The sequence below is a fragment of the Streptomyces sp. NPDC096136 genome, assembly GCF_044763325.1.
GTDB lineage: Bacteria > Actinomycetota > Actinomycetes > Streptomycetales > Streptomycetaceae > Streptomyces.
Window position 1 is genome coordinate 14144 of record NZ_JBIWFZ010000022.1, and the last position, 24714, is coordinate 38857.

25 protein-coding genes and 6 pseudogenes are annotated in these 24714 nt (G+C 71.8%); 11 read left to right on the forward strand and 20 right to left on the reverse strand.

Features of this window, described 5'->3' with window-relative positions:
* Window positions 1-386: 386 nt before the first annotated feature.
* The gene (locus ACIRBY_RS31850; RefSeq protein ID WP_403907210.1) at window positions 387-836 is read right to left on the reverse strand and encodes a hypothetical protein; all 450 of its coding nucleotides are present in this window, start codon (window positions 834-836) and stop codon (window positions 387-389) included.
* A gap of 158 nt (window positions 837-994) precedes the next feature.
* On the opposite strand from ACIRBY_RS31850, the pseudogene ACIRBY_RS31855 reads away from it, so the two are divergent.
* A pseudogene (locus tag ACIRBY_RS31855) lies at window positions 995-1382 on the forward strand (cation diffusion facilitator family transporter); the annotation flags it as partial.
* Between the two features lie 529 nt (window positions 1383-1911).
* Complete coding sequence (locus ACIRBY_RS31860; RefSeq protein WP_403907213.1) at window positions 1912-2106, forward strand: hypothetical protein; 195 nt, start codon at window positions 1912-1914, stop codon at window positions 2104-2106.
* 23 nt (window positions 2107-2129) lie between these two features.
* Here the strand turns inward: ACIRBY_RS31860 and ACIRBY_RS31865 are convergent, their stop codons facing one another.
* From ACIRBY_RS31865 to ACIRBY_RS31880, 4 genes are all read right to left on the reverse strand, one after another.
* A complete protein-coding gene (locus tag ACIRBY_RS31865; protein WP_403907215.1) occupies window positions 2130-2537 on the reverse strand; it encodes an STAS domain-containing protein in 408 nt (135 codons plus the stop codon).
* Between the two features lie 295 nt (window positions 2538-2832).
* Window positions 2833-3828 (reverse strand): polyphosphate kinase 2, encoded by a 996-nt coding sequence (gene ppk2 / locus ACIRBY_RS31870; RefSeq protein WP_403907218.1) that lies wholly within the window; start codon window positions 3826-3828, stop codon window positions 2833-2835.
* Window positions 3829-4102: 274 nt separating this feature from the next.
* Complete coding sequence (locus tag ACIRBY_RS31875; protein ID WP_403907220.1) at window positions 4103-5146, reverse strand: YihY/virulence factor BrkB family protein; 1044 nt, start codon at window positions 5144-5146, stop codon at window positions 4103-4105.
* 157 nt (window positions 5147-5303) lie between these two features.
* A complete protein-coding gene (locus tag ACIRBY_RS31880; protein WP_403907222.1) occupies window positions 5304-6299 on the reverse strand; it encodes a magnesium and cobalt transport protein CorA in 996 nt (331 codons plus the stop codon).
* Window positions 6300-6453: 154 nt separating this feature from the next.
* Between ACIRBY_RS31880 and ACIRBY_RS31885 the strand changes: the two genes are divergently transcribed.
* A complete protein-coding gene (locus ACIRBY_RS31885) occupies window positions 6454-6702 on the forward strand; it encodes a hypothetical protein (protein ID WP_403907462.1) in 249 nt (82 codons plus the stop codon).
* On the opposite strand, the pseudogene ACIRBY_RS31890 reads toward ACIRBY_RS31885, so the two are convergent.
* The 10 genes and pseudogenes from ACIRBY_RS31890 to ACIRBY_RS31935 form a co-directional block, all read right to left on the reverse strand.
* A pseudogene (locus ACIRBY_RS31890) lies at window positions 6624-6818 on the reverse strand (transcriptional regulator); the annotation flags it as partial. The gene ACIRBY_RS31885 and the pseudogene ACIRBY_RS31890 overlap by 79 nt on opposite strands.
* Before the next feature lie 53 nt (window positions 6819-6871).
* Window positions 6872-7651, reverse strand: coding sequence for a PIG-L deacetylase family protein (locus tag ACIRBY_RS31895; protein ID WP_403907225.1), 780 nt, complete (start codon window positions 7649-7651; stop codon window positions 6872-6874).
* A 1473-nt stretch (window positions 7652-9124) separates the two neighbouring features.
* Complete coding sequence (locus tag ACIRBY_RS31900; RefSeq protein WP_403907228.1) at window positions 9125-9700, reverse strand: hypothetical protein; 576 nt, start codon at window positions 9698-9700, stop codon at window positions 9125-9127.
* Window positions 9640-10452, reverse strand: a complete 813-nt coding sequence (locus ACIRBY_RS31905; RefSeq protein WP_403907231.1) for a class I SAM-dependent methyltransferase — start codon at window positions 10450-10452, stop codon at window positions 9640-9642. Before ACIRBY_RS31905 ends, ACIRBY_RS31900 begins: the two co-directional genes overlap by 61 nt.
* Before the next feature lie 32 nt (window positions 10453-10484).
* Entirely contained in the window at window positions 10485-10715 is a 231-nt protein-coding gene (locus tag ACIRBY_RS31910; RefSeq protein WP_403907234.1) for a hypothetical protein, read from the reverse strand.
* Window positions 10712-11269 (reverse strand): hypothetical protein, encoded by a 558-nt coding sequence (locus ACIRBY_RS31915; RefSeq protein WP_403907237.1) that lies wholly within the window; start codon window positions 11267-11269, stop codon window positions 10712-10714. The genes ACIRBY_RS31910 and ACIRBY_RS31915 overlap by 4 nt, the downstream gene beginning before the upstream one ends.
* A gap of 134 nt (window positions 11270-11403) precedes the next feature.
* Window positions 11404-12705: a protein-L-isoaspartate O-methyltransferase gene (locus tag ACIRBY_RS31920; RefSeq protein ID WP_403907239.1), complete on the reverse strand. Its 1302-nt coding sequence runs from the start codon at window positions 12703-12705 to the stop codon at window positions 11404-11406.
* Window positions 12696-13922, reverse strand: coding sequence for an NUDIX domain-containing protein (locus ACIRBY_RS31925; RefSeq protein ID WP_403907242.1), 1227 nt, complete (start codon window positions 13920-13922; stop codon window positions 12696-12698). Before ACIRBY_RS31925 ends, ACIRBY_RS31920 begins: the two co-directional genes overlap by 10 nt.
* 73 nt (window positions 13923-13995) lie before the next feature.
* Window positions 13996-15927, reverse strand: a complete 1932-nt coding sequence (locus ACIRBY_RS31930; RefSeq protein ID WP_403907464.1) for an ATP-binding cassette domain-containing protein — start codon at window positions 15925-15927, stop codon at window positions 13996-13998.
* Window positions 15928-16239: 312 nt separating this feature from the next.
* Window positions 16240-16518 carry a hypothetical protein gene (locus ACIRBY_RS31935; protein ID WP_403907245.1) on the reverse strand — a complete coding sequence of 93 codons (279 nt, stop codon included), beginning with the start codon at window positions 16516-16518 and terminating at the stop codon, window positions 16240-16242.
* A 214-nt stretch (window positions 16519-16732) separates the two neighbouring features.
* Between ACIRBY_RS31935 and ACIRBY_RS31940 the strand changes: the two genes are divergently transcribed.
* Window positions 16733-17275: a hypothetical protein gene (locus ACIRBY_RS31940; protein ID WP_403907248.1), complete on the forward strand. Its 543-nt coding sequence runs from the start codon at window positions 16733-16735 to the stop codon at window positions 17273-17275.
* Between the two features lie 620 nt (window positions 17276-17895).
* Window positions 17896-18504: a molybdopterin-dependent oxidoreductase gene (locus ACIRBY_RS31945; protein WP_403907250.1), complete on the forward strand. Its 609-nt coding sequence runs from the start codon at window positions 17896-17898 to the stop codon at window positions 18502-18504.
* 96 nt (window positions 18505-18600) lie between these two features.
* Here the strand turns inward: ACIRBY_RS31945 and ACIRBY_RS31950 are convergent, their stop codons facing one another.
* Window positions 18601-19179: a M24 family metallopeptidase gene (locus tag ACIRBY_RS31950; protein ID WP_403907253.1), complete on the reverse strand. Its 579-nt coding sequence runs from the start codon at window positions 19177-19179 to the stop codon at window positions 18601-18603.
* Between ACIRBY_RS31950 and ACIRBY_RS31955 the strand changes: the two are divergent.
* Window positions 19121-19576, forward strand: a pseudogene (locus tag ACIRBY_RS31955) (reductase); the annotation flags it as partial. The gene ACIRBY_RS31950 and the pseudogene ACIRBY_RS31955 sit on opposite strands and share 59 nt — an antisense overlap.
* Window positions 19577-19592: 16 nt before the next feature.
* On the opposite strand, the pseudogene ACIRBY_RS31960 reads toward ACIRBY_RS31955, so the two are convergent.
* Window positions 19593-19838 (reverse strand): annotated as a pseudogene (locus ACIRBY_RS31960) (TOBE domain-containing protein); the annotation flags it as partial.
* Between the two features lie 155 nt (window positions 19839-19993).
* Between ACIRBY_RS31960 and ACIRBY_RS31965 the strand changes: the two are divergent.
* A complete protein-coding gene (locus ACIRBY_RS31965) occupies window positions 19994-20287 on the forward strand; it encodes a hypothetical protein (protein WP_403907255.1) in 294 nt (97 codons plus the stop codon).
* Between the two features lie 67 nt (window positions 20288-20354).
* Here ACIRBY_RS31965 and ACIRBY_RS31970 read toward each other — a convergent pair.
* Window positions 20355-20471 (reverse strand): annotated as a pseudogene (locus ACIRBY_RS31970) (XRE family transcriptional regulator); the annotation flags it as partial.
* A 20-nt stretch (window positions 20472-20491) separates the two neighbouring features.
* Between ACIRBY_RS31970 and ACIRBY_RS31975 the strand changes: the two are divergent.
* Both ACIRBY_RS31975 and ACIRBY_RS31980 read left to right on the forward strand, forming a co-directional pair.
* Window positions 20492-20623, forward strand: a pseudogene (locus ACIRBY_RS31975) (IS481 family transposase); the annotation flags it as partial.
* A gap of 235 nt (window positions 20624-20858) precedes the next feature.
* A complete protein-coding gene (locus ACIRBY_RS31980) occupies window positions 20859-21365 on the forward strand; it encodes a hypothetical protein (protein ID WP_403907258.1) in 507 nt (168 codons plus the stop codon).
* Between the two features lie 266 nt (window positions 21366-21631).
* Here the strand turns inward: ACIRBY_RS31980 and ACIRBY_RS31985 are convergent, their stop codons facing one another.
* Complete coding sequence (locus ACIRBY_RS31985; RefSeq protein ID WP_403907260.1) at window positions 21632-22300, reverse strand: TetR/AcrR family transcriptional regulator; 669 nt, start codon at window positions 22298-22300, stop codon at window positions 21632-21634.
* Window positions 22301-22357: 57 nt separating this feature from the next.
* Here ACIRBY_RS31985 and ACIRBY_RS31990 point away from each other — a divergent pair, with 57 nt between their 5' ends.
* Together ACIRBY_RS31990 and ACIRBY_RS31995 are read left to right on the forward strand one after the other, a co-directional pair.
* Window positions 22358-23806 (forward strand): MFS transporter, encoded by a 1449-nt coding sequence (locus ACIRBY_RS31990; RefSeq protein ID WP_403907263.1) that lies wholly within the window; start codon window positions 22358-22360, stop codon window positions 23804-23806.
* Window positions 23806-24201, forward strand: a complete 396-nt coding sequence (locus ACIRBY_RS31995) for a cupin (RefSeq protein WP_403907465.1) — start codon at window positions 23806-23808, stop codon at window positions 24199-24201. The genes ACIRBY_RS31990 and ACIRBY_RS31995 overlap by 1 nt, the downstream gene beginning before the upstream one ends.
* A 170-nt stretch (window positions 24202-24371) precedes the next feature.
* Here ACIRBY_RS31995 and ACIRBY_RS32000 read toward each other — a convergent pair whose 3' ends face one another.
* Window positions 24372-24602 carry a Tn3 family transposase gene (locus ACIRBY_RS32000; RefSeq protein ID WP_403907467.1) on the reverse strand — a complete coding sequence of 77 codons (231 nt, stop codon included), beginning with the start codon at window positions 24600-24602 and terminating at the stop codon, window positions 24372-24374.
* Window positions 24603-24714 lie beyond the last annotated feature (112 nt).

Here is a 24714-nt window from a genome sequence, read left to right on the forward strand (position 1 = left end):
ACAGGGCGGGGCGGCGGGGGCCGGACCCGCGGGCGGCCGGCCCGGGTTTCGGCCGCGCCGCATGCGGGGCGACCGCCGCGGGCCCGCTGAGTGCCGGGTCGGTCGACCGGGGCGACTCGGGCAGGAGGCGGCGCAGTCGCCGCAGGATCGTTCCGGATCCGGACGGGTAGCGCGGGCGGCTTGCGCCCAGGGGATCGGTCGCCATGCGGCTCGCCTGCCCCCGATCGGCGGAGCGACGCACGCCGGTTTCCGCAGCCCGCGGAGGTGCCTTCCGCCACGGCTACGGCGCGGCCCGGGGCTCCCGGCCGACGGCGTCCCGGGCCCCGTCCGCCCGCCGGCGGCGGAGCGGCGGGCCGGGATACGCCGCCCCGCCCCGGCTCAGCCGCTCAACGACCGGGCTGCGCCGTCCGCAGCCGCGACACGCGAGGCTCCCGGCCCTCGGTCCCCTCGCGGATGGTGCCTGCCCGGTCCATCCCGCTCCAGCCCGAACCCTGCTCGGCGTTCACCTCCTGCCGTACGTCCACCAGCCCGTAGTGTGCGAACAACCGCTGCTCCTCCGCCACGGTCAGCACGCTCCCGCAGTCGAGCGCCGCACACGGAGCCCGCTCGATGAGCGAGACGGCGTACGGCAGCACCAGCCGCTCCTGCTCCAGCAGCGCGTGCCGCAACGGGGCGAACACCCCGCCCAGGCCGGATGCCCGGTCGGTGATCCGCACCCACTCGGGCCTGCCGGTGGTGTCGTCCACCAGGACGTACTCCACTCCACCGACCCGCTGGCCCTCCTTCGCATACGCCGCACACCCCGCCATGGCCGCCAGCTGCTCCTGCTTGATCACCGCTCCTCCTCGTCCACCTGCCGCGCGCTGCTGTCACCGCCCGGCTACCCACACCCGGCCGCAAGAAGCGGACCCGCAAGGTCCGGTGTCGCCACCTCCTCCTTCCGCCCGGCGGCGGCTGCACGACGCGACGCTCCGACCCCGGCGCAGCGGGAGCGATGTTTGAACCGCGGCGCAGCGAGCACCTGCGAGAGGGACGCGCGGGAGCGGCCGAGCACCGCGGTCGGGGTGAGGAGCGGATTGCCGTCGCACGTCCGGACTCCGCAGGCGGCCGTACCGACGGCCCGCAGCGGCAGGCGCCGCCCGCGAGAACGAGTGCCGGACGAGGCGGCGAGACGCGGGTCACGGTCCGGGTTGCCCTTGAGGCGAACCTCGTGATCTGCGGGGCCAAGGCCGTGGGAGGGTTCGTCGCCGGGTCGCCGGCCCTGCTCTCGGAGGCCGCCCATTCGGTGGCCGACAGCCTCAACGAGGTGTTCCTCCTCGCGTCGGTCCGCCGCAGCAGGCGCCCGGCCGACGAGCGGCACCCCTTCGGCTACGGCAAGCGGTTCTCACTGCTGCGTGCCGTCCTCCAGGTACGGCGGGCCGCACGTAGCGCCTGCCACGGGCTGGCCGAGGAGGTGCGGGTCCTCTCCGCCGGCATCGACCTGAACCCCGGGTACGACAGCGAGGCCGTCGAGGACGCGATGCTCCGCGTCCGCACCGAGCTGAAGCGGCGTTGGCCCGAGCTGGACCAGGTCTTCCTGGACGTCACGGATGCCGCGGCAGCCCGGTCCGCCCATGCCGCCCGGCGGGCAGGACGAACACCGGAAGCCTGATCGGCAGACGCGTCACACGGTCGCTGCGGGTCCACCGCGCCGTCCCGGACCCAGCAGCGCACCGGGCACCCTGTGCGCGGGTCCCTCCCGGATACCGGCCGTCGAACCGGCGCCTGGCCGGCCTCGTCGAGAACGCCGGCCAATGACCGGACCCCGTGGCGTACGTCGGCGGTGATGTCGAAAAGACACCGGCCTGAACGCTCCTTGCGGCCTGAGATGATCTGCCGGATCGTACGCCTGAAGGCAGAGGTGGGAAACACATGATCGTTCTGGTGCTGCTCGGTGCTGTGGCACTCGCCGTCGGCGGGTGCGCATGTGTGGTGTGGGCGGAGCGCGGCGGGCCCCGGTGGGCCCGTGCCGTGGCCGCCGTGACGCTTGCCGCGGGCGAGCAGGTGCGCCGCTCCCGGAAGAAGCGGCGCCGGGGTCTGAACGGCACCAGCAGCGGGGACGACTAGGAACGGGGAAACAGCCGCGGCCCCTACGAACGCGGCAGCCATCCGGCCGTGAAATCGTCCAGGTTCCGTGCGCGCTGGGCCCGCTGTTCGATCAGGCGGCGGAAGCCCGCCAGCGCGAAGCGTTCCCCGGTGGCGGTGCCGGGGCCGGGGATGCCGGCGACGTCGGCCATGAAGTACTGGGGACGGGGCTGCCAGCCCACCACCAGGACGCGCAGGCCCAGGAGCTCTGCGCGCCGGTGCAGGTCCAGCAGGTGCAGCAGGCCGTCCGCGTCCATGGACGTCATGAAGTGGACGTCCACCATGAGGTCCCGCTCGTCGCCGGTGACGCCTTCCAGAGCGCGCTGGAGCTGTGTGCCCGTCTCATCGTCGAGGTGCCCGCTGATGCAGGCCAGGACCGTGGCGCCGCAGCGCTGGATGCCCAGGGTGGTCAATGTGCTTCTCCTTCCGCCCGCAGGCCCGGGCGCTTCGGGGCCTCCATCCTGGCCGGGCATCCGCCCGAATGGGCGTAGGCACGCAGAGCGGTGCCGGGGTAAGGGCCCTGGAGGCGGCGAAGGCCGAAGCCCACGAAGCCGCCGGCCGTCCGCCGCTGCACGGTGAACACACCGGTCGGGGTGTGCCAGGGCCGGTGGAGTCGGGCGGGCTGGGCGTCCTGCGTCGTGCGGGTCGGTAGGGCACCGTCGTCGGGTGCGGGTGCGGGTGCGGGTGCGGGTGCGGGTGCGGGCCTGGTCAGGTGCGGTCGGGTGGGTGGGGTGGCTGTGGCGGGGGGTGGAGGCCGGGGCCCAGCGGTGGTCCGGCCAAGGGGGTGGGGGAGAGGTCTGTGGGTGCCTCACCCGCTTCGAGGAGGGTGTCGGCGGCGCCGACGATGAGCGGGTCGGGCCGTCCGACCGCCTTCCGGTCCTTGCGGTCGTAGTCGATGCGCCACAGCAGGCTGCGCATGGCCTCGAGCCGGCCTCGCCGTTTGTCGTTGCTCTTGACCACCGTCCACGGCGCGTGGGGGGTGTCGGTCGCACGGAACATGGCGACTTTCGCCTCGGTGTACGCGTCCCAGCGGTCCAGGGACGCCAGGTCGGTGGGCGACAGTTTCCACTGCCGCACCGGATCGACCTGCCGGATCGCGAAACGGGTACGCTGCTCGGCGCGGGACACCGAGAACCAGAACTTCACCAGCACCATCCCGTCCTGCGTCAGCATCTCCTCGAAGACGGGGCACTGCCGCAGGAACAGCCCGTACTGCTGCGGAGTGCAGAACCCCATCACCTTCTCGACGCCGGCCCGGTTGTACCAGGACCTGTCGAAGAAGACGATCTCGCCGGGTGCCGGCAGATGGGCGACGTACCGCTGGAAGTACCACTGCCCCGTCTCCCGCTCGCCCGGCTTGTCCAGAGCCACGATCCGCGCGCCCCGGGGGTTGAGCCGCTCGGTGAACCGCTGGATCGTGCCGCCCTTGCCCGCCGCGTCCCTGCCCTCGCAGATCACCACCAGGCGGACACCGGTGTCCTTGGCCCAGCGCTGCAACTTCAGCAGCTCGATCTGCAGGACCCGCTTGGTCCGCTCGTACTCCCGCCGCCGCATCTTGCGGCTGTAGGGGTAGTTCTCCCGCCAGGTGCGCAGGGGAGCGCCGGAGGAGTCCAGCAGGACCGGCTGCTCGGGCCGACGGGCATCCACACTCAGCCCGGACAGCAGTCGCGCGGCCTCCGACCGGTCCTGCTGCTTGTCACTCACGTCGTGCCCCTACCCGGGTCCGGCATCTTCATGGCCTCGACCGCCGGCCGGCCGGCAGGCGCTCCATACGACCGGCGCCGTCGTCCTGGGCCTGCCGGCAGTGCCGGCGTGGCCGGCCGCCCGTGTGTGAGGTACCACCTGGCGCCGGCGGGTGTTTGCGGCACGGGGGCCGCACCCGGGCCCACGGGGTGCCGCACGCGGGGCCCCGGCCTGCGGCTGCGAGCGCCACGCTTGCGGCGGCGACCCGGTGCCCGACCCGGTCACGGCGCCATGGTCACCCCAGCCGGCGGCGGTCCTCATCGCTCCACTGACGAGTGTCGCGGGGTTCGACGTACGGCTCCTCGCCCCGGGGCAGTCCGCCGGCGATGGCGCGCTGCCGGACCAGCTCCGCGTCGAACTCCAGCCCGAGGAGAATCGCGAGGTTGGTGATCCACAACCACACCAGGAAGACGATCACGCCGGCGAGGGTGCCGTAGGTCTTGTTGTAGGAGCCGAAGTTCGCCACGTAGAACGCGAAGCCGGCCGAAGCGATCATCCAGATCAGAAGTGCCAGGAAGCTGCCGGGCGTCACCCACTTGAAGCCGCGGCCCTTGGCGTTCGGTGCGGCCCAGTACAGGAGCGCGATCATGATCGTGACGAAGAGGACCAGCACCGGCCACTTCGCGATGGACCACACCCTCAGGGCGGTGTCGCCGATGCCCAGGGCGGTGCCCGCCTGACGGGCCAGGGAGCCGGAGAAGACGACGATGAGCGCGCTGGCGCAGGCCAGGACCATCAGCGTGACGGTGAGGGCCAGACGCAGCGGGAGGACTCTCCACACGGGACGGCCCTCCGGCATGTCGTAGACGGCGTTCGAGGCGCGGATGAAGGCGGCGATGTAACCGGATGCCGACCACACGGCGACGAGGAGGCCGACGACCGCCAGCAGCGACCCGGCTCCGGAGTGGCCCTGCAGCTGCTGTACGGCGTTGCTGATCACGTCCCGGGCCGAGCCGGGGGCGAGTTCCTGCAGGCTGTCCAGGACCTGCTGGGTTGCGGACCTTCCGGCGATGCCCAGCATCGATACCAGCACGAGCAGGCCGGGGAAGAGCGCGAGGATCCCGTAGTAGGTCAGCGCCGCGGCCCGGTCGGCGAGCTCGTCGTCCTTGAACTCCTGCACGGTGCCGCGCAGCACGGCCTCCCAGGACCGCCTGGGCAGGTCGGTGAGCCGGTCGGGCGCGCGCTCCTCCACCTGTGGGTCCGGGCCGGCCGTGACCTCGCGGCCGGTGTGCTCCTGCGTGTCGTCCCTGTCGGGGCCCGGCGTCGGTATGTGTGTCATACCTGGCGGCTTTCCAGTGGATCGCTCCTCATGTCCGCGCGCACGATCCTGTCCTCCCTTCCGCACGGCTGTGGCCGCGGCCGGGCCGACGCCACCGGCCTCGGCACAGGGCGTGGGCTGAGGTGCTGAGGCTGAGGTCGGCATCCTGCGCCGGGCCCTACAGCCAGCCGTTGCGGCGGAAGGCACGGTAGAGGGCGCCCGAGGCGAGGGCCATGAGGGCCAGGGCCAGGGGGTAGCCGTAGGTCCAGCCGAGTTCCGGCATGTGCTCGAAGTTCATCCCGTACACGCCGGCGACCATCGTGGGGATCGCGAAGATCGCCGCCCAGGCGGAGATGCGCCGCATGTCGTCGTTCTGCCAGGTGCCCACGCGGGCCTGCTGTGCACCGAGAACGGAGTCCAGAAGTTCGTCCAGGGTACGGACCTCGATGTCGGTGCGGTGCAGGTGATCGGCGACGTCACGGATGTACGGGGCGATCTCCGGCAGGTGGCCTTCTGCCCCTGGGCTGCCGAGGAGGCTCTGGAGGACCGGGACGAGCGGCTGCACGGCATCACGGAACTCGCGGACTTCGCGCTTGAGGGAGTAGATCCTCTGGGTGTGGTCGACGCGGGAAGTAGAGAACACCTCGTCCTCCAGTCGGTCGAGCGTGGCGCGCACCCTCCGGGCGGCGTCGCCGTACGCATCGACCGCGACGTCCAGCACGGCGTGCAGCACGGCCCAGGGCCCCAGGTGGAGCATCCGCGGATCGGCGTCGAGCCGGCGCGCTGCCTCGGCGCACGGGTCGATCGTTCCGTGGCTCACGGTGAGAACGCTGCGCGGGCCAACGAAGATCATGATGTCCCCGGTTTCCACGGATGCGTCCCCCTCTACGTACTGCAGGGGCTTCAGCGCCACGGCCAGGACGTCGCCGAACCGCTCGCGCTTGGGGCGCTGCCGTCCGTTGAGCGCGTCTTCGACGGCCAGGGGGTGCAGGGCGAGTTCCCCGGCCAGCTGGACCAGTTCGTCCTCCGAGGGGTCTGCCAGCCGGACCCAGGCGAACGTGCCGTCGCCCAGGTTCCGCAACCGTTTGAGGGCCGCGCGACAGGCGTCCTCCGGCAGCTCGCATTCCACATGCTCCGACCGGCCCGATTCCAGCTCGTAAATGACGCATTCCATCCTCCGCACATGCTTCATCGCCCGCACTTCATGCGTCCGAGGCCGAAGTCCGTCCGGTTCCGCCGAAGCCCGCGGTCGTCCGGCGCTTCTCCCGTAGGCCTCCAGGAGGCTGCGCGGGTCCCTCGGGGCGCTCCGCGCGGCCCGGCGACGCCCCCTGGCAGCTCCGGACGACCCGGGCGGCCGGGCCCAACTGGACGAAGCCGCCCACACCCTGTGCCTGCTGACCGGGCGGGGCAACGCGCATGCCGCGCTTCATCGCCCGCCGAGCAGGAGGTCGCCTCGCCCCAAACCCCGCCGGACGCAACCGGAAGTCCCCGGATGTCCCGCTGGTTTCGACGTGGCGTGCATGGAGCCGAGCAGGCGGAGGGCCTCGGAGCTCGGGCTGCCGGGGTCGGCGTGGTAGACGATCAGCTGCTGGCCGGGGGCTTCGCGCACGTCGAAGGCGTGGCGGGTCAAGTGGAGGCTGCCGACGTCCGGGTGGAGGAAGTGCTTGTCCGCGCGGGTCTTGCCGCACACGGTCCGCTCCTACGGTCTCCGATCGTGTGGGCGGGACCTGACGGGTGCTGGGCCGGTCAGGCGACGAGCTTGTGCGGGGCGCACGGGGCGGGGCCGAGGGGGAGCCGGGTGAACTGCTCGGTGCCGACGATCTCGGTGCGTTCCGGTTCGGGTAGGCGGGCGAGAAGGCCGGGCAGGGGCCGCGGGCGGGCGACCTCGCTGCGGTGGGCGCGGATCGCGGCCCACTTCACCGCGGCCCATGGTGAGACGTCGACGGTCGTGGTCACGTACGCGTCCGGCATGGCGAGGAGCGTCTTGCCCACGCTCTGGAGGAGCGGGCCGAGGCGGCCCACACCGGATTCCGAGTGCGTGGCCGCGTACAGCGCGGCAGGCTGCCAGGGCTCCCCGGCTTCCGGGTACAGATGCGGCAGACCGGCGGCCCCGACAGCGAGAAGCGTGATTTGGTGGGTACGCCGGTGGTCCGGGTGCCCGGTGAGTTGGCCCAGGGCGTCGTGGCCGACGACGATGTCGGGCCGGACCTCCCGGATGTGTCCGACGAGGCGGCCGACGGCCTCGTCGAGGGGCGCGTCGACGAGGCGTGCCGCGCCGCCGGGCGCCGAGGCGGGGTTGCGGGCATCGGCGTAGCCGAGCAGCCGCGGGGCTCCGGCGCCCAAGATGTTCAGGGCGTCGGCGAGTTCGGGCGCTCGGTGGCTGTCGGCCGTCCAGGTGGCGGTGACGACCGCGGTGCGGGCACCGGCGGCGGTGTGCTGGGCGAGCACACCGCCGGCGAGGAGGGACTCGTCGTCCGGGTGGGCGAAGACTCCGAGCAGGGAGGGAGCGGCGGTCGGTTGCGTCATGGCGGCCTCCGGGCCGGTCAGGGCGTGGGGACAGGGGTGTGGGTGAGCTCTTGGGCCCGGCGGGCGATGAGCGGGGCGAGGCCGGGGTGGACGCCGCGGGAGCATGCCCGGAGGAGCTGGGGCGAGCGCGACGAGTTCGCCGCTCAGGCCGGCGTTCGTGTCCAGGACGTGGGCGAACTCGCTCCGGATCCGGGCGGCGGTCGCGGGTGCGGCGAGCGAGTACGCGTGGAGCAGCCCCAGGTCGTAGCCGGCGGGCAGGCGGCCCCAGCTCTCCCGGTCCAACAGAACCAGGGGTGCGCGGGTGAGGTTCGCCCAGTGCGGGTCGGCGTGCCCGATCGTCGTCTCACGGATCCGGATGGGGGGCGGTGCCGAGGAAGCGGCGGAAGTTCCGGTCGACCCAGTTCTGCCGTACGGACTTCCGGTCGGTGGGCACCGTCGTGAGGGTGCCGAGCGCGCACTTCAGCTCCGTCCACCATGAGCGGGAGTGCCCGGGTGACCGGTGGGACGGACACGTACTCGGTGAGCTCGGCCCGGTGGGCGACGTCACGCGAGGTCCAGTCGAGGACGCCGCGAAGCCGCGGCCGCGGTACCGACCGGGCCACGTGCGTGTCCGCGGCCGCCGTCCCCTCCCAGGGCCGTCCGCCCGCCTTGTCCACCTCGGCGGAGACGACGCGCAGCCGGCAGTCTCCGGCTCGGCGCCCCAGGGTGCGGCCCTGCCACCCCCACCCCTCGCGGCCCGTCGCGGCCACCTGGAACTGCCGGGCGGCTGCCGCGTGCGCGCGCCGCATCCGTTCTCGATCATCAGGTTCTGTCGGTGCGACGAACACCGCCTCGGGTGCTGCCCGTTCCACCGTCCCCTCCGTCACGATGTCGGCCCCGGAGTGCTCAACAGGTCGGGGCTGCGGCACGTCACGCCCGGGCCAGCGGAGCACCAGGCGGCAGTACTCCTTGTCCTGCGGGCTGTCGCCGTCCTTGCTCTTCACGTGGATCAGGTAGGCGAGGGAGTCGTAGCCGACGATCGCGGTGGCGTCGCGGTCCTTCGCGATTGCGGTCACACCCTCGTCCGGTTCCTGGTGGGCGGCCAGGCGACGGAATCCGGACAGGGTGGTGGCCGCGTACAGCTGCAGGGAACCGGAGTAGGCGTTCGCTCCCATGGTCACGCCTGTGGCCACCTCGTGCCGCGGCCCGCGTAGCGCCTCCCCCAAGCCCGTCGTATCGGCGGCGGCGGTGCCGGGCTCGAAGCGGAGCGTCAGCCCGCCGTCGAGGAGGGAGAGGACCGGGATGGCGCGTGCCTGTTGCCCTCGGTCGCGGACGAATCCGCAGTACGTGAAGTGGCGTGCGCGCAGCACCTCGCCGTGGCGTTCGAAGGTGACTGCTCCGGTGTATCCGCCCATCTCCAGCGGCAGGACCGGGCGGCCGTCCTCGGCCGGCTGCTCCCGCCAGGCCGGGCGATGTCCCAGCAGTTGTAGGTGATCACGGCGGCGTCGAAGCCGCCGCGCCGCACGAGAGGGCCGCTGACGCCGCGCTGATCGCCGTTCCGGCATCGTGGTAGCGGGTGATGACGGCCCGGTCGCCGCCGTCGTACGCGGCCAGGAGGTTCGCCTCCGGTGCGAAGCGGTGCCGGGGCACGGTCCGCAGCGCCTCCTGCACCGGCGCGCAGGGCGCCCAGCCGCCGTCGATGACCATCTGGGCCATCTCCGCGCGCAGCCTGGCCGCCTCGGCCGGCTCCCCCGGCACGGGCGGCTGGTCGGCGGCGATGGAGTAGGAGGTCGCCGGCACCAGGCCGGGGATGACGCCGGGCCACACGGCATCGAGCGCGAGAGCGGCCGGGACGAACACGTCCCCGACGCAGGCGAGGGCGTGGAGGTCGAAGAACTCCCAGCGGTCGAACTTGTCCGGCACGGGGTTGGCCAGGGTGCCCGTCCAAGCGGTGATGCGGACGACGGCCGTGAGCCGCGGGACACCGTGGCTGTCGTCGACCAGCATCGTCACCACATGCGCGTCGGCCGGATCGGCGACCAGCCCAGTCTCCTCGATGAGTTCGCGCACTGCGGCGGCGGCGAAGCCCTCCAAGCCGGCGGGCCGGTGCTCTTGCCGCCGGGCAGCTCGAGCATGCCGCGCCGAGAGCGGCCCGGCAGGACCCGGCCGGTGGCGTCGGTGACGACGGCAAGCGTGCCGGTCAGGGCGTGGCCGGTGGTCGGCCTCTTCTCCAAGGCCCGGGTCGCGAGGTGGCACGGCCCGCGCAGGACCAGAAGGGCCAGACCGTCCGCGTCCAGCCGCTCCACCGTTTCCCAACCGGCACGGAGCAGCGTGATCTCGTCCTCGTCCAGGGCGATCCCGCGCCGCTCCGCAGGGGTGTTCTCGACGATCGGGGTGATGACGACGAGGGCGCCGCCGTCACGCAGCCGTTCGCCCAGCCCGTGAACGGTTCGGCCGCGATCCCTCAGGAACGGGTACACGAGCCGCAGCGTGATCAGGTCGTACCCCGCCTCGTGCAGCGGGTCCGGGTCGTCGTGCTCGATGTCCAACTGCAGCCAGCACACCCCCTTGACGTCGGCGTGCTCGTCGCGGGCTCGGGCGATCGCGCTGTCCGTGAGGTCGACGGCGTCCACGGCGTAGCCCGCACTGGTCAGGTGGACGGCCAATTCCCCGGTCCCGCAGCCCACGTCCAGGGCCCGGCCCCCGCCCTCGGGCACCGGGGCGTGCTCGGCAAGGAGTTGCTGTTCGCGCTCACCGAGCCGACGCCACCCCTTCCCCTCGCCGTAGGGCTGCTCCCACTCCTCGCGGGCTGTGTACGTCAACGTGCTGCTCCTCATGGCGGGCGGGATGCGGGTCAGGGGTGCTGTTCGGTGCGCAGCCGGGCCAGGGTGCTCAGGCCGCGCTCGGTAGACAGCCGCCGCGAGTTTCCCGATGCGGTGGAGGATGCGGCGCTGCTGCTCGGGCGGGTGAGCGGTGCCGTGCAGGGTTCGGCCGCCCACCGCGGTGAGCACGACAGCCCGCAGCGTGGGTCGGCGGCGATCAGGTGGACGTCGAGCGGCTCGGTGTGCCGCTGGGTGCTGCTCACGCGTCACCGCCGGGGCGGCGCGCGAGCAGCACGGTGAACACCGTGTCCTCCTCCAGGACGCCGCCGGCGGCGTGGTCCTGGAGCAGCCGGAGCGCCGCGGCCTCGAACGTGTGATGGCGTCCGGCGAACAGGGCGGGGCGGGCGAAGCTGGTGGTGCGCAGGTAGCCGAGGACGTCCTCGGGCGCCCAGGCACGGGAGACGGGGAAGCGGTGCTCGGTCACCTCGCTGAACGCCGAGTCGGCCAGGTCGTCCTCGTAGGAGCGGCCCGGCCCGGCGTACGTGCCGCCGGTGCCCGCGCGCCGGTCTTTGCCGAGGTAGCTCTGGATCAGTTCCCGAAGGGCGGTCGTCCAGTCGGCCTCCTTGTGGGCGGCGCCGGTGAAGACGTCGACCGTGCGCCCTCCGCGGACCGGTTCGAGTGCGGCGCGGGCCGCCTCCAGCATCGCCCCGTTCACGTCGACCAGGTCGATGTGAACCAGTCGGGGCAGGACGGGCAGCAGCGAGCGCGGCACCTGGCCGGTGCCGGTCCCCAGGTCCAGGAGGACGGGGGCGGGCACACCGTGCTGGGTGGCGGCCAGGAGGTGGACCGCGGCGTCCGGAAGCCCGGGACGGTAGCGAGCGTGGTCAGCGGCCTCAGGCCCGAACAGGGCCTCGTCCGAAGCCGTCGCAGAGGCCGGTTGGGCGGGGCGGGTCATCGTGCATCTCCAGTCTCACCAGGGGAAAGGTGCCAGGTCAGGGTGCCGTTCGGGCTGGTGGCCCGCTGGATGCGGTCGCCGTCGAAGTGGAGCCGGAAGACGTCCGGTTCACCGGCCGTCCGCCACCGGCCTGCGACGTCCTGGATCTCCGCCCAGATGTCCCGGGGCCCCGAGGCCGTCACGTCCCACCGGCGATGGCCAACAGGCTGCACGCGCATCCACGACCGGCACTCGGGCGCGCCGATCGTCAGGTCCTCGGCACCGAAGTCGCGTACCAGCCCCGGGTACAGGTGATCCAGGGCCAGCCACAGGCCACGCGCCATGTCGGGCGGCGGCGCAAGCCGGCTGCGCTGCGTCCACCCGTCCGCCGTGGTGATCGTTGAGCGGAACGAGGCGGACAGGAACAGCCGGTCGAAGCCGGCCCCGGCACGGTGACCGAACTCGACCGCGCGCAACTGGGCCTCCACCGTCCCGTCCGGCCGTCTTTCGACCACGGCCAAGCCCGGCCACGATGGCGAGGACGTCCCGAGCGTCATCAGGGCGCGCCCGCGCGGTGCCAGCTGCTCCACCAGGGCCTGCGGCACGTGGCGGACGGCGAAGGATACGAAGATCCGGTCGTACGGTCCCGCACCGGCCCACCCGGTGGTGCCGTCCCCGGTCACCGCGGCCGGTCGGTAGCCGAGGGCGGACAGCCGCTCGCGGGCGGCCGCGGTGACGTGCGGGTCGATGTCGAGGGTGACGACGCCCTCGTCGCCGCACACGAAGCAGGCCACCGACGCGGTCACCCCGGCGCCGGTCCCCACGTCCAACACTCGCTGCCCGGGCCGCAGGTCCAGGTGCTGCAGCAGGTGCGCGGTCAGGCTCATCGTGCTCGACATGGCGGTCATCACGCCCCCGCGGCGCGGCCCGGGAACGCGGCCGAGGATCGGCTCGCCGTCGTGCTGGATCGCGACGCTGTTCCCGCTGTGCAGCCGCTCCAGCAACTCCTCCCGGTCGGCCGGACGGAATAGGTCCAGCAGATCCCAGCACGGCGGGCTCTCCTCGGGGGCGCTGCGCCTCACGTACGCCTGCGGCATCAGCACCTCCCGCCGCACCGCGAGGAACGCGTCCCGGACCGGGCCCGCCTGGAGATGGCCGGCGGCCTCCAGCCCGGCGACCATCTCCGCCCTCGCGGCCGCCCCCCTCTCCTCAAGGACGACCCCGGCATGGGCGGGCGGTACGAGGGGATCGGCCACGAACGACTCCTTCGGCAGGGAGACCGGGACTGCGGGCGGGAAGCGCGGGGCGGTCAGGTCCATCCGAGCTCGGTGTAGGGACGTCCGGCTCGGATGCCTTCGATCGCCGCTCGGGTGTAGGGGACGATCGGCTCCGGAAGGGCGTCGGCGGGCCACCAACCCCAGGAGACGCAACGGTCCGGCTCTCGGACCTCGGGCGTCCCGGTCCAGTGCCGGGCGCGGAAGACGAACCCGACTCTGGGCTGGTCTCCGGGCTTGTCGACCATGTGGACCACGTGCGCGAGCTCGACGTCGGCCGGGTCGATGACCAGCCCGGCCTCTTCCTGCGCCTCGCGGACCAGGCAGGCCACCGCGGACTCCTGCTCGCAATGGCCGGCCAGGAAGTGGTGGGTGCCGCCGGCGTACGCGGAGTCGGGGTGGCGCAGGCCGAGCAGCACCTGCCCTTCGTGTTCCAGGTAGAGGTGGACGCCGACGATGTGCGGAACGCTGGTGCCGCCCGCCTTCGGCCCGTCCGGCCCGGCGGCTCCGCCCTGGGGCGCCGTCGTACCGCGGGCGGCGAGCTCGACGGCGAACGGCTCCACGACGTCCTGCTCGCGGTCTCCGTCGGGCAGCGCCCAGGCTCCGGGCTCCCGGATGCCGGGGAGGTCATCGCGCAGGTGCAGCAGGTAGCGGCCGAGCCCGTCGCCGAACAGCGCCGAGGCGTTGACCGGCTCGATGCGGCCTTCGAGCCCGGACGCGGTGAGCTTCGCCCGCAGCTTCGGGGCCGTGACCTTGTCGAAGGTGACCCATTGCGGGGCCGAGACCTCCTCCGGCTGCACCGTGACCTCGACGTCCCGGTCGACCAGATGGAAGACGAAGCGGAAGTCCCAGTGCTGGTGTGCGCCTTCGCCCTTGGCCGGGTTGGCGTCGATGTCGAAGACGTCGATGTCGATGGGCAGGTCCCCGTAGGCGGCGGTGGTACACAGGGCGCCGGACGGAATGCCGGCCTCCTCGTGGACCTCGCGCAGCGCCGTCTCCAGCAGCGAGCGATCACCTGCCTCGACGTGCCCGCCGGGTGCCAGCAGCAGCCCGAAGGTGTTGTGGTGGACGAGCAGGACCCGGCGGTCGTGGTCGACGACGACCGCACTGCACGTGATGTGCCCCGGCACGGTCGAGCGGCTCGTGGGCTCGGCGTCATCGTCCAGCAGCCGCAGCAGGGGTTCCAGCAGCAGCGCTTCAGCCGGGTTCCGTTCCAGGTAGGCGGTGACGAGATCGCGGATGTGTGCGCGGGAGGGCGGCAAGAGGACCTCACAGGTCGGTGGGACAGCGGGGTGGCGGACAGGCTGACGGAGGGGCGCGCGGGTGGATGGTGGATCAGCTCGGCGACTCCTGGCCGGACGGCTGGGCGTCGCGGGGGCCGGGAACGCCGTCGGGTGCCGGCGCGATCCCGTACTGGGCGGCCTGGGCGGTGAACATGCCCTGGTAGAGGCCGTCCTTGCGGGCCATGAGTTCCTCGTGGGTGCCGTCCTCGACGACGCACCCCTGATCGAGGACGTAGATGTGGTCGGCGTGCATGGTCGCGGCGAGCCGATGGGTGACGAGCACGACCGCGTGCCCCTCCTCGGCCAGGGACCACAGCCCCTCGAACGCGGCGATCTCCGCATGGGGATCCAGGGCGCTGGTCGGCTCGTCTACCAGCAGGAACGGCGCCTGCCTATAGCGACTTCGAGCGGACCCCAACTTCTGCCACTGACCCCCCGAGAGCTGGACACCCCGCTCATAGCCCTTGAACACGATCGAGTCCCAGCCGTGCGGCAGCCCCTCGACCAGCTCGAGCACACCGGCCTCTCCGGCGGCTCGGCGGACACGGTCCATGTCCCGGGGACGGTCGCCGGCGCCGATGGCCACGTTCGCGGCCGCCGTCATCTCCCAGCGCGGAAAGTCCTGCGCCAGCAAACCGACTTCGGCGAAGACCTGGGTGCGGTCCGCCTCACGCAGCTCGACCCGTTCGCCCGACTCGCCCACCCACCACACGTCCCCCTCGGCCGGGAGCAGCAGCCCGGCTAGCACCTTCGTGAGCGTGGTCTTCCCCGAGCCGTTCGCACCCACCAGGGCCGTGACCTTTCCCCGCGGCACGCTCACGCTCACGCCTTTCAGGGAAGGGCCGTCGGCGCCCGGATAGGTGAACGAGACGGCCTCCGTCCTCACCTCACGCACCGGCGCGGGCAGCGGCGCACCGGTGCGCGGGATCGCGTTCTCGCCCGCCACCTTGATCGCGTCCTCGGTGTCGGTGAGGAACAGCAGCTCCTCGTACAGCCGGTTGACCTGCTGCACCAGCGAGGTGAGGCGCGCCGTCGACGTACGGATGGCGATCACCGCGGTCCCGCCGACGGCGAGCGGCAGACCGCCTGTCGACAGCAGCCACCACAGCACCCCGTAGCAGGCCAGCGACGCCACGCCGGCGAACCCGCCCGCGACCAAGTCCGTGGACGCCTGGGCCCGGGCCAGGCGCCGCTGTTCGGCCTCCGTCTGCCTCGACATCTCCTCGTAGCTGGACAGCAGCTTGGTACCGGCGGCGTGCACGCGGATCTCACCGGCGGCGTGCGGGCGGGTCAGGTAGGCCAGCAGGGACGCGATCGCCCGGCGGTGATCGACCCAGGCCATCCGGGAGAGGTAGTCACGACGCGCGGAACGGACCGCGCCCCAGCCCTTGGGCAGAGCGATCGCCAGCAGCATCGGCAACAGCGCCCAGTGCAGCGCCGCGAGCACGACCGCGGCCGCGGCCATGCCGATGACCACGTTGCCCACGCCGACCGACAGCCGCAGCATGCTGCGGGCCGAATCGGTGCCGAACTTCCCCGCCTCCAGAACCCGCTGGACCTCCGGCCGTTCGGTCGCCTCCACCTCCACACCGGTGACGGCCGTGTAGTACCGCGCGGACACCGCCCGCTCCACCTGGGGCTCCAGCCGGCCCGACATGGCGGTCGACCACGCCGACAGCACCGCGGTGGCCACCGCGGCGACCGCGAGCACCATCAGGGACGGCAATGCATCACGGAGCTTGTCCACGGTCGGACCATCGGCGAACAACTGCGCGAGCGCGCCGTTGACCGCCACCAGCCCCCACCCGGCCGCCACACCTTGCCCGAGCTCGGCGGCCACGACCCCCATCAGCGCGCGCCGATCCGCCTTCCAGCCGGTGCGCAGAACCATGCCCACCATGCGCGGCAGCGCGGCCGCCATGTGCCCGAACTTCAGCCTGGTCAGCGGGCCTTCATGCCGGACGAAGGACTGGTCGTAGCGCAGCCGGCCGCCGTACAACTCGCGCTCCGCATCGGAGATGCCGTCCGCGGCTCCGGCCTGCGGCGGGCTTACGACCCCATCGCTTGCCGGTTTGAGTGACGTCAATGTGTTCCCCCTCGTGGCCGTGGTGGTGGTGCTGCCTTGCTCAACGACGCGGCACCGATTTCGAACACCTGCGCTTTCGGACGGATCGCGCACCCTGGAGTTGAGCGGATTCTCGAAGGTGTGTGGTGCACCGACCCTTGCCAGGCAAGAGCGCACGTCCAGGACCCGGTTGGCCGAATCGCCGACGCTCAGCAGCTGCGGTTGTCTGGACTAGTGACCTTCTGCGGCCTGGCGCTCACGGGGATGCTCCGTACGACGCACGTGGTCCTCGTCCCCCAGCACCTCCAGCAGCGGCCCCAGAGCCGCCCGCTCCAGATCGGTCGGCTCCAGGCCCTGCTCCGCCCGCGACGCCGCGTGCAGGAACACACCCGGCGGCAGAATCGCCTCGGCATGCCTCCGTCCCGGCCCCGCGGGGTAGCCGGACAGCATCGCCTCCCAACGTGCCAGCCGCTTCTCGCGCCCCAAGATCCCCACCGATTCCTCGCTCACGCACACCTCCCCCGCGGTGATCGAGGATCCGCCGGGTGCTCGCCGCCCTTGCCGGTGACGCGCACGCCACCCCGGCGGAGATCCGTCGGCTCACGTCGGGGGAGCCGTGCTGCGAGGCGGGACGTGGCAATCCATCGCGCCGGCCCCCCGGGAAGCCGGCATGTCTTCTCAGGCCCTCCTGCGAGGCTGGGGTCGTCAGGCGTAGCGTGGCCGTATGAGCAGCGAAGTGCAGTCCCGGGGACCGAAGTTGCCGCCCACCTATCCGCCGAAGACACCGACTCCCTCGAAGAAGCCCGTCGAGGCGCCCCGGCCGCAGCCCGACACGAAACCGAAGACCGCCGTCGGGCTCCCCTCACCCCGGATGACGGTCCGCAACCGGCGCACCGCCGGCCTCACGTTCCGCTCCGATCAGTGGGCCCCCAGCAAGGCCGCCGCCCAGGCGGTGGTGACCGTGCGCGCCTGGGGCTACCCGCTCCTCGACGAAGGCGACCTCGAGGCCGCCGTGCGCGCCCTCGTCGCCGCTGCGGTCGCCGACCGCGGGAAGAGGATCAGCGTGCACCTGGCCGACCAAGACCAGAAGATCCTGGTCGTCGTCCTCTCACACATGCCCGGCCTCGACGAGGACCTGTCCGTCCTCGCCGACGTCGCGGCCCTGCGGACCGTCGAGTCGTGCTCCACCGACGCCGCCTCCGACGGCCGGCGCCTGTCCGTCCTCCTCGACGCCGAGCCGCGCCCGCGGCGCAAGAGCGCGGCCTGAGTCTTCGAGTGCACGGCGGAGGCTGTCGATCTCCCTTTGGTAGGCCCTGGCGGGGTGGCCGCGTTTCCCGGCCGCGAATCCCGGGGGCGACGGGCGGGGGCGGCGGGGCCTCGGCCGGGGACTGGGCGCGCTCCTGCCGACGGCGCCCGTTGGCGACAGGCCGGTATCGGCCGAGGGCGTGGCGCACGCCCCGGTGGCGTTGTACGCCTCCGGCACTCCCCGCGGCCCCGAGCGGATCTCACAGCCGCACTTCGCCCTGCCCGCCGTGCTCGCCGCAGCCGACCCCGACCCCCTGAAGGCGGCGCTGGACGCGGTGTGGCACGCCCTGGGCACGTACGGCGGGCACTGCCCCCGGCTACTGAAGGAGATCCGCTCGGTGTGCGCGGACCCGGTAGAGGAGTCGGCAGACCTGCTGTCCTGCCGGCGGTGCTTACCGGTTTCGGGCTTCAAGCTCCGACGGCAGTGGGCCTGGGGCCGCGGCATCGGGTCGCGGGGGAGCGGTTCGCCGATGTCGACCGCGGTCCGGTGGGTCAGTTCGATGCCTCGAGAAGTGCAGGTGCCACAATGGCTTGCATATGCGAGCTTGAAGTCGGCTTAGGCTTGCTGATGCAAGTTTGTTGATGGGTGAAGCTGGGGTGTTTGTGCAGGGCGAACTTCTTCCTCCGGGGCAGCGCACGGTCAGGGGCTGGCCGGTATCCCACTACGGGCCCGTACCGCGGTTCCGGGCCGACCGGTGGAGCCTGCAGGTGTTCGGGGCCACGGCGACAGGTGAGAAGTACTCCTGGACGTTCGACGAGGTCATGGCCCTTCCTTCGACGACGATCACCGCGGATCTCCACTGCGCATCGGGTACGACGACCACGGGCCACGAGTTCTTCGGCGTGCCGGCGACAGTCCTGCTGGAGCTGGCGCCGCCGGCCCCGGAGGTCACCCACGTCATGGCATGGGCGGAGTACGGGTACAGCGCGAACCTCCGTCTGGCGGACTTCACCGCCGCTCGGACCCTGATGGCCACCCACCATGGCGGCGAGCCGCTCACGGCCGAACACGGCTTTCCGCTCCGCCTGGTCGTCCCGCACCTGTATGGCTACAAGGGGCCGAAGTGGCTGCGCGCGATCGAGTACATGACCCAGGACCGGCGTGGCTTCTGGGAGGAGCGGGGCTACCACAACATCGCCGACCCGTGGACGGGGAGACGCCATTCGTACCAGGAGGACGATGACGAGTAGGCCGACGCGCTGGCTCGCCCCCGGAGCGATCCGCGACCAGGTCTGGCAGCCTACGGAGGCCGAGTGTCCTCTGTACGGCCGGCCGCCTCCCGCGCGTCAGACGAGGTCGAGCAGCTCGGTATGTACGGCGGCGTGGCCCATGCACTCGTCGACGAGGCGTATCTCCAGGATCCAGTGCGCTCGCCACCCCTCCTCCACTGTCCGGCGCAGCGGGCGGGTGTTCTCCGGGCTGATGAACGCCTCCAGCCGGGTCGTCTCCGCGTGCGTGGCGGGTGCGGTGCTGGTCAGTCGGCCGACGTGCCAGGCTCCCAGGGCCCGGTCGGCTTTGGCGGCCATGGCCTGGACCTCCGTGTGGAGAGCGCGGCCGGTGATGGCCGTGTCGGCGCGGAAGACGTCACGCGCGGCGGTGGCCACGACCGCAAGGTCGTGGATGAGCCGTAGACGTGCTGGATGGTCGCCGACGGCCACGGTCCGGGCGAAGCCCGTCTCGTACGGGGCCAACAGCGACTCGAAGTCGAGCACGACCACGTCCTGTGCGCCGATCACCCGGTCCGGCCACTGGCCTGCGACCACGGTGTTCGGCCCCGAGCGCGCGAAGCGCCGCTCGACGAGACTGGCCGACCCCGCCACCCCCATGATCATGGTGGGACCCGGCACCGGCGTGGCCCCGTTCATCGGATTCCTCGAAGACCGCCGGGCCCGCGGCCACACCGGGCCCAACTGGCTCTTCTTCGGCGAACAGCGCCAAGCCACCGACTTCTACTACCGCCACGACCTCGAAGGCTTCACGGAGTCCGGCCACCTCGACCGGCTGGACCTCGCTTTCTCCCGGGACCAGCGGAACAAGATCTACGTCCAGGACCGGATGCGCGAGAACGGAGCCTGCCTGTGGCAGTGGCTGCGGAACGGTGCCCACTTCTACGTCTGCGGGGACGCGGCACGCATGGCCAAGGACGTCGACCAGGCCCTCAAAGAGGTCGTCGGTACGCACGGAGCCATGGCCGCCGACGAGGCGGACGCCTTCGTGAGGCGCCTGGCCGCCGACAAGCGGTACGTACGAGACGTCTACTGACGGCTGCCCGGTGCCGTCACAGGGCGACGAGGGTGATCTCCGTGGCCTTGACGCTGCACCAGACCGGTGTGCCGTCGGCGAGCCCGAGTTCGGCGGCGGCCTGCGGGGTGACCTCGGCGACGGTGTCCGCTGTGGTCTCCGAGGCGATGAGGACGCGCAGGCGGCTGCCGGTGGCGGTGATCTCGCGCACGGTTCCCGCCCAGACGTTGCGGGGGCTGCCGGCGGGTCGCTCGGTGTGCAGGGAAACGGCCTCAGACGTGACGAACTTCTTGGGTGTGCCCTGGGCACGCAGTCCGAACGCGGTGTTGGCCGTCGCCGCAGCCCGGCTCTGGCTCCGTCCGTGAGAAACGTCCTGCATCTGGTGACGCCCAGAACTGCTTCGCCGCCAGCAGCGTCGTCCCATACAGTGCCGAAAGTATGACGGCACTCGCATCGTTCACCTTCGTTCGCCACATGGACGGGCTCCGCTACCACTTCGAACGCGACGGCGAGCACAACGGCCGCCCTGCCTACCGCCGAACGGACGGGCACGTGTGGTGTGTCTGGTCGCCGACCGACGGCTGGCATTGCGAGATCGCCGACGGCCTCGTCACCGCTCATCCCCTCAATGACCACGCTGACGAACCCGAACCCCCGGCCACCGTCTGGCGCAGCTTCAAAGACGACCGCTCCTACCTCTACGACCTCCGGACCCTCGACCCCGAAGCTTGATCCGCCGGAGAGTGCCTAACGGGCCGACGACCCTTGGGTTGTCGGCCCGTCCGCGTCGACCATTGTTCTAAGGCTTGAACTTGATGTGTTCGACGTCGGTGAACTCCACCGGGAGACCGCCAGCTCGGCGGCCGCGGTCCTTGAAGTAGACCTCCTGAAGCCCTTCGGCGGCGATGTCGAGGAGTGCTGTTCGGTGGCGCCCCCGTGGTCCACCGTAATGCCCCGCTGACCGAGACCGGACGACTGCGGCTGGCCCGCTGTGTCGTGGACGACGGCTGGCCCGTGCGACGGGCAGCGGAACGTTTCCAGGTCAGCCACACCGCCGCCGCCCGCTACCGCACGCTGTTCCTTCCGACCGCTGGTCGGCGGGGTGGAAGGCGAACTGCTCGAGGGAGAGTCGCAGCGTGGGTTCGCTGGTGGGGTGGGTGTCGCGGAGGCATCCGCCAAGGGTTCCGACTTGCTTGGCTGGGCCATCTCGCCGCGAACCGACAAGCGGTCCGGGCGAGACCACAGCCTCGAGCTCCACGCCCGGATGGTGGTGGCTGATTCGCGCTCTGTCCGGCAAGGACTGATGAGTGCTGAGCTGGTCGCTGTGTCGGGGATTATCGCGGCCGCTATCGCCGTTCTAGGGACATTGCTCGGTGCTGTCGTCGCGCATCGCTACCAGGAGAAGACGGCAGCTCGGGCTGCGGCCCGCGCTGACCAAGAGCGAAGCCACCAACGTCTCCTTGACGCATGTGCTGACTTCATCGCACTGGCGGAGGACTACCGGCGGGCGCAGTACGACCGATGGACAAGCCATCAGGCGGTGCCCGACTCCGAGGCGGCTCTCGCCGCCCGGGCTGAGTCGTACCGACTCCACGTCGAGGTCCGTAGCAGCCTCTACCGGCTCCGCCTCGTAGCTGTCGGCCCGCACGCGCAGCGCCTCGCAGAGCAGGCTACGGAGATCCAGGTGAAGACACGCGAGATCATCTTCACCTCTGATCGGGAGGACATGCTCACCCGAGGCGAGGTTGCCGAACAGGCCTGCGAGGCTTTCGTGGCCCGGGCCAAAGAGGTGCTTGCCGCCGGTGGGTGATGCCCGATCGATTGCCGATCTTGGCTGAGGGGGGAGGCGAAGGGGTATCGCCGGGTGAGCCCGAAGGCCGCCAATAGTCAATCTTGGTGTGGCAACCGGCTTCCGCTCAGTGCCGGGTGCCAGTCATGAGCACGCTGACGCGCAAGGTGTAGCCCTGGCCGCGTCGCACGGTCACGCCGTGGTCGAGCGCGGACCGTGCGACGTCGTTCAGTTCGGCGGCACGGAGGAGAGCCGTGGTGTCCGGCCGGTGGCCCGGCGGCACGTCGTCAGCGGCTGGCGAGAAGGCCGTTCAGCAGGGCCCGGAGCCCGTCCAGGTAGGTGTCCTCGGCGGTCAGCGGTGCCCAGCGGTCCGCGACCTGTGCCAAGCGGGGTAGCTCGCTCGGGTCGAGTTCGGCGAAGACGTGTTCGCGGTAGGTCGCACGGTCATCGTCCGCGCGCCGTCGGGCCGCTGTCGTCCTGACCACGATCTCTCCGGCGGTGTAGTACCAGATCGCGCGGTAGCCGTGCACGGCCCGGTCGGGGGAGAGGCCGCATTCGACCAGGCCGTCGACGATCTGCTCGACGAACCACAGCGCGGATGTGGACATCAGGTCGTCGGCGGTCAGTACCTCCACGATCCAGGGGCAGGCGGCGAGCGCCTCGTGGATGGCGGTGGTGGCGGCGATGACCCGCTCGCGGGGGTGGGCGGGCGGTTCGGGTCGACGCAGGGTCCGTGCGGCGTGGTCGTCCAGCAGCAGGACGAGCAGTTCTTCCTTGTCGCGGACGTGGTGGTAGAGCGCCATCGGCGTACTGCCGATCTCCGTGGCCAGCCGCCGCATGGTCAGCCGGTCCACTCCTTGCTCGGCCACGATCCGGCGGGCCGTCTCGATGATCTCCTCGCGGGAGATACGGGGAGGTCGGCCCAGGGCTTTGCGTGGTGCGGACGGTTGCGGCATGCCCCCATCATCCCCCAGGTGTCGACACGGGCCACCCCCTGGGCTAACTTTTCTTACATGTATAGAAACTCTCGTGGGAGACCTGGAGTGGTGCTGGCGGCAGCCGCCGTCGCCCAGTTCGTCGTCGCCCTGGACATGTCCGTGGTCAACGTCGCATTACCCGCGATCCGCGCCGACTTGGGATTCGCGCCGCTCGACCTGTCGTGGGTCGTCCACGTGTACGCGCTCACGTTCGGCGGATTCCTGCTGCTGGGAGGCCGCGCGTGCGACCTGTACGGCCGGCGTCGGACGTTCGCGCTGGGGCTGGCCGTCTTCGGGCTGTGCTCGCTGGCGGGCGGGCTGGCCCAGGCTCCCTGGCAACTGATCGCCGCCCGCGCCGGGCAGGGCCTGGGCGCCGCCGCAGCCGCGCCGGCCGCGCTGGCGATGCTCACCACCACCTTCGACGAAGGCCCCCGGCGCGTCCGCGCGCTCGGGGTGTGGAGCGCGGTGAACGCCGCAGGCGGCGCGCTGGGCGTGCTGGCAGGTGGACTGCTGACCCAGTACGCGGGCTGGCGCTGGGTCATGCTGATCAACCTGCCCATCGTCGTAGTGGCCCTCGCGCTCATCCCCGCAGGGGTGCCTGTCGGGGCATCACCGGCCCGGCGCGAGAGGCTGGATGCGCTGGGCGCCGTCCTGGCGACAAGCGGAGTCGGGCTGCTGGTGCTCGGTGTCGTCCGCACCGACACCCTCGGCTGGGGCTCCCCGGCCACGTGGATGACCCTCGCCGCAGCGGCTGTGCTCCTGGGCATGTTCGTCCTCGCCGAGTCGAGGACCGCCGCACCGTTGCTGCGCCTCGGCCTGCTGCGCAGCCGCTGGGTCGCCGGCGCGAACGTGCTGGTGTTCCTGGCCGCGGCCGGGCAGTTCACCGCGTTCTACTTCGTGTCCCTGTACATGCAGCAGGTCCTGGGCATGGGCGCCGCGGCGACCGGCATCGCATTCCTGCCGTTCTCCGCCGGCCTGGTCGCGGGAACCATCGTGGCGACCCGCATCACCGCCGCACGCACCCCCCGTGTGTCCCTGGTGCCCGGTGCCCTGCTGGCCGCCGCGGGCCTGGCCTGGTTCGCCCTCATCAGCCCCGACGGCAGCTTCCTCACCGACGTGCTCGGCCCGTCCCTCGTCACCAGCGTCGGCGCCGGACTGGTCCTGGCCCCGGTCGCCGCCGCCGCGACCACCGGCGTCGCCCCGCACGAGGCCGGCATGGCCTCCGGCCTCATGAACAGCTCCCGCCAACTCGGCGGCTCCATCGGCCTGGCAGCGCTGGCCACCATCGCCGCGCACCACACCGGCAGGTCCACCGACCCCGCTGCGCTCAACGACGGCTACGCCCTGGGCCTGGCCATCGCCGCCGCCGTTTTCGTGCTCGCGACGGTCGTGGCGATCGGCGTGCTGCCGCGCCGCCGGGCCGTCACACCTCTCCCGCAATCCACCGCCCCCACCCAGAACCGGTTGGAAGGAACACCGTCATGATGACGACCACCACCGTCGATCTGTTCGCCTCGGCGCTGCATTTCCACCCCGACGGCGACGTCCGAGCCGTCGAACGGCAGATGACGGGCAGCGGCTCCGGCGCCTGGCAGATCGCCACGTTCCATGTCGAGAGCGACGCCGACGTGCACGCCGATCACTGGGAGATGCACCCGGAAGCGGAAGAAGCGGTGTGCTGCCTGACCGGCGGTATCCGCCTCTACTTCCGTCCCGACAGGCCCGGCGGCGCCGAGGACATGGTGCGGTTGCGGGCAGGCGCCGCCGTGATCGTGCCCCGCGGCCGCTGGCACCGCCTGGAGCTGGAGGCGCCCAGCGACCTGATGTCGATCACCCTTCGCAACGGCACCCGCCTCGAACAGCGCACCGACACCCACTGACCGTAGGGTGGCCCGGCAGACGTGCTGCCGGGCCACCACGAAGTTCAGAGCACGCAGGCTGCACGTCAGCGCGGCGTCCGGCTGCCGTCCCGCGCGAAGTCGATGCCGTCCATGTGGGTCCAGCGTCCGGTTGTTCAGCGGGGCATCGCGGTCATCGTGTGTGCCGGGGATCAGGCGGTTGTGCCGAAGCCGGGGGCGGCCGGCTCCTGTTCTCGGAGCTGGGTGAAGTCGACGTCGAGTTTCGGGTCGTATGCCGCGGGCTGGACGCCGAGTTCGTGGGGGGAGTACTCGCCGAACCGCTTGATGTGCTCGGTCAGGTACGGCGAGACCTGGGCCAGGTCCTCAGGGTCGATCTCCCATCCCTCCTCCAGCAGCTGGCGGACGATCTCGGCGATGTCCAGGGCGCTATGTGGGCGGAGACCTTCTTCGTCTCATGGTGGTACAGCGGTCATCCCTACGCTGACCAGGCAAAACGGCAGTTGGCGCGGTCCTCTGACGGAGGCTGGTCCGGAA

Bases quoted from the DNA above. Each gene is read 5' to 3' on its own strand.
- ACIRBY_RS31895 (WP_403907225.1), bottom strand. From the start codon at position 7,651: ATGACGCAACCGACCGCCGCTCCCTCCCTGCTCGGAGTCTTCGCCCAC.
- ACIRBY_RS31920 (WP_403907239.1), bottom strand. From the start codon at position 12,705: ATGGACCTGACCGCCCCGCGCTTCCCGCCCGCAGTCCCGGTCTCCCTG.
- ACIRBY_RS31965 (WP_403907255.1), top strand. From the start codon at position 19,994: ATGACGGCACTCGCATCGTTCACCTTCGTTCGCCACATGGACGGGCTC.
- ACIRBY_RS31985 (WP_403907260.1), bottom strand. From the start codon at position 22,300: ATGCCGCAACCGTCCGCACCACGCAAAGCCCTGGGCCGACCTCCCCGT.
- ACIRBY_RS31880 (WP_403907222.1), bottom strand. From the start codon at position 6,299: ATGGAATGCGTCATTTACGAGCTGGAATCGGGCCGGTCGGAGCATGTG.
- ACIRBY_RS31990 (WP_403907263.1), top strand. From the start codon at position 22,358: ATGTATAGAAACTCTCGTGGGAGACCTGGAGTGGTGCTGGCGGCAGCC.
- ACIRBY_RS31980 (WP_403907258.1), top strand. From the start codon at position 20,859: ATGAGTGCTGAGCTGGTCGCTGTGTCGGGGATTATCGCGGCCGCTATC.
- ACIRBY_RS31945 (WP_403907250.1), top strand. From the start codon at position 17,896: ATGGGTGAAGCTGGGGTGTTTGTGCAGGGCGAACTTCTTCCTCCGGGG.
- ACIRBY_RS31940 (WP_403907248.1), top strand. From the start codon at position 16,733: ATGAGCAGCGAAGTGCAGTCCCGGGGACCGAAGTTGCCGCCCACCTAT.
- ACIRBY_RS31950 (WP_403907253.1), bottom strand. From the start codon at position 19,179: ATGAACGGGGCCACGCCGGTGCCGGGTCCCACCATGATCATGGGGGTG.
- ACIRBY_RS31860 (WP_403907213.1), top strand. From the start codon at position 1,912: ATGATCGTTCTGGTGCTGCTCGGTGCTGTGGCACTCGCCGTCGGCGGG.
- ACIRBY_RS31995 (WP_403907465.1), top strand. From the start codon at position 23,806: ATGACGACCACCACCGTCGATCTGTTCGCCTCGGCGCTGCATTTCCAC.
- ACIRBY_RS31875 (WP_403907220.1), bottom strand. From the start codon at position 5,146: ATGACACACATACCGACGCCGGGCCCCGACAGGGACGACACGCAGGAG.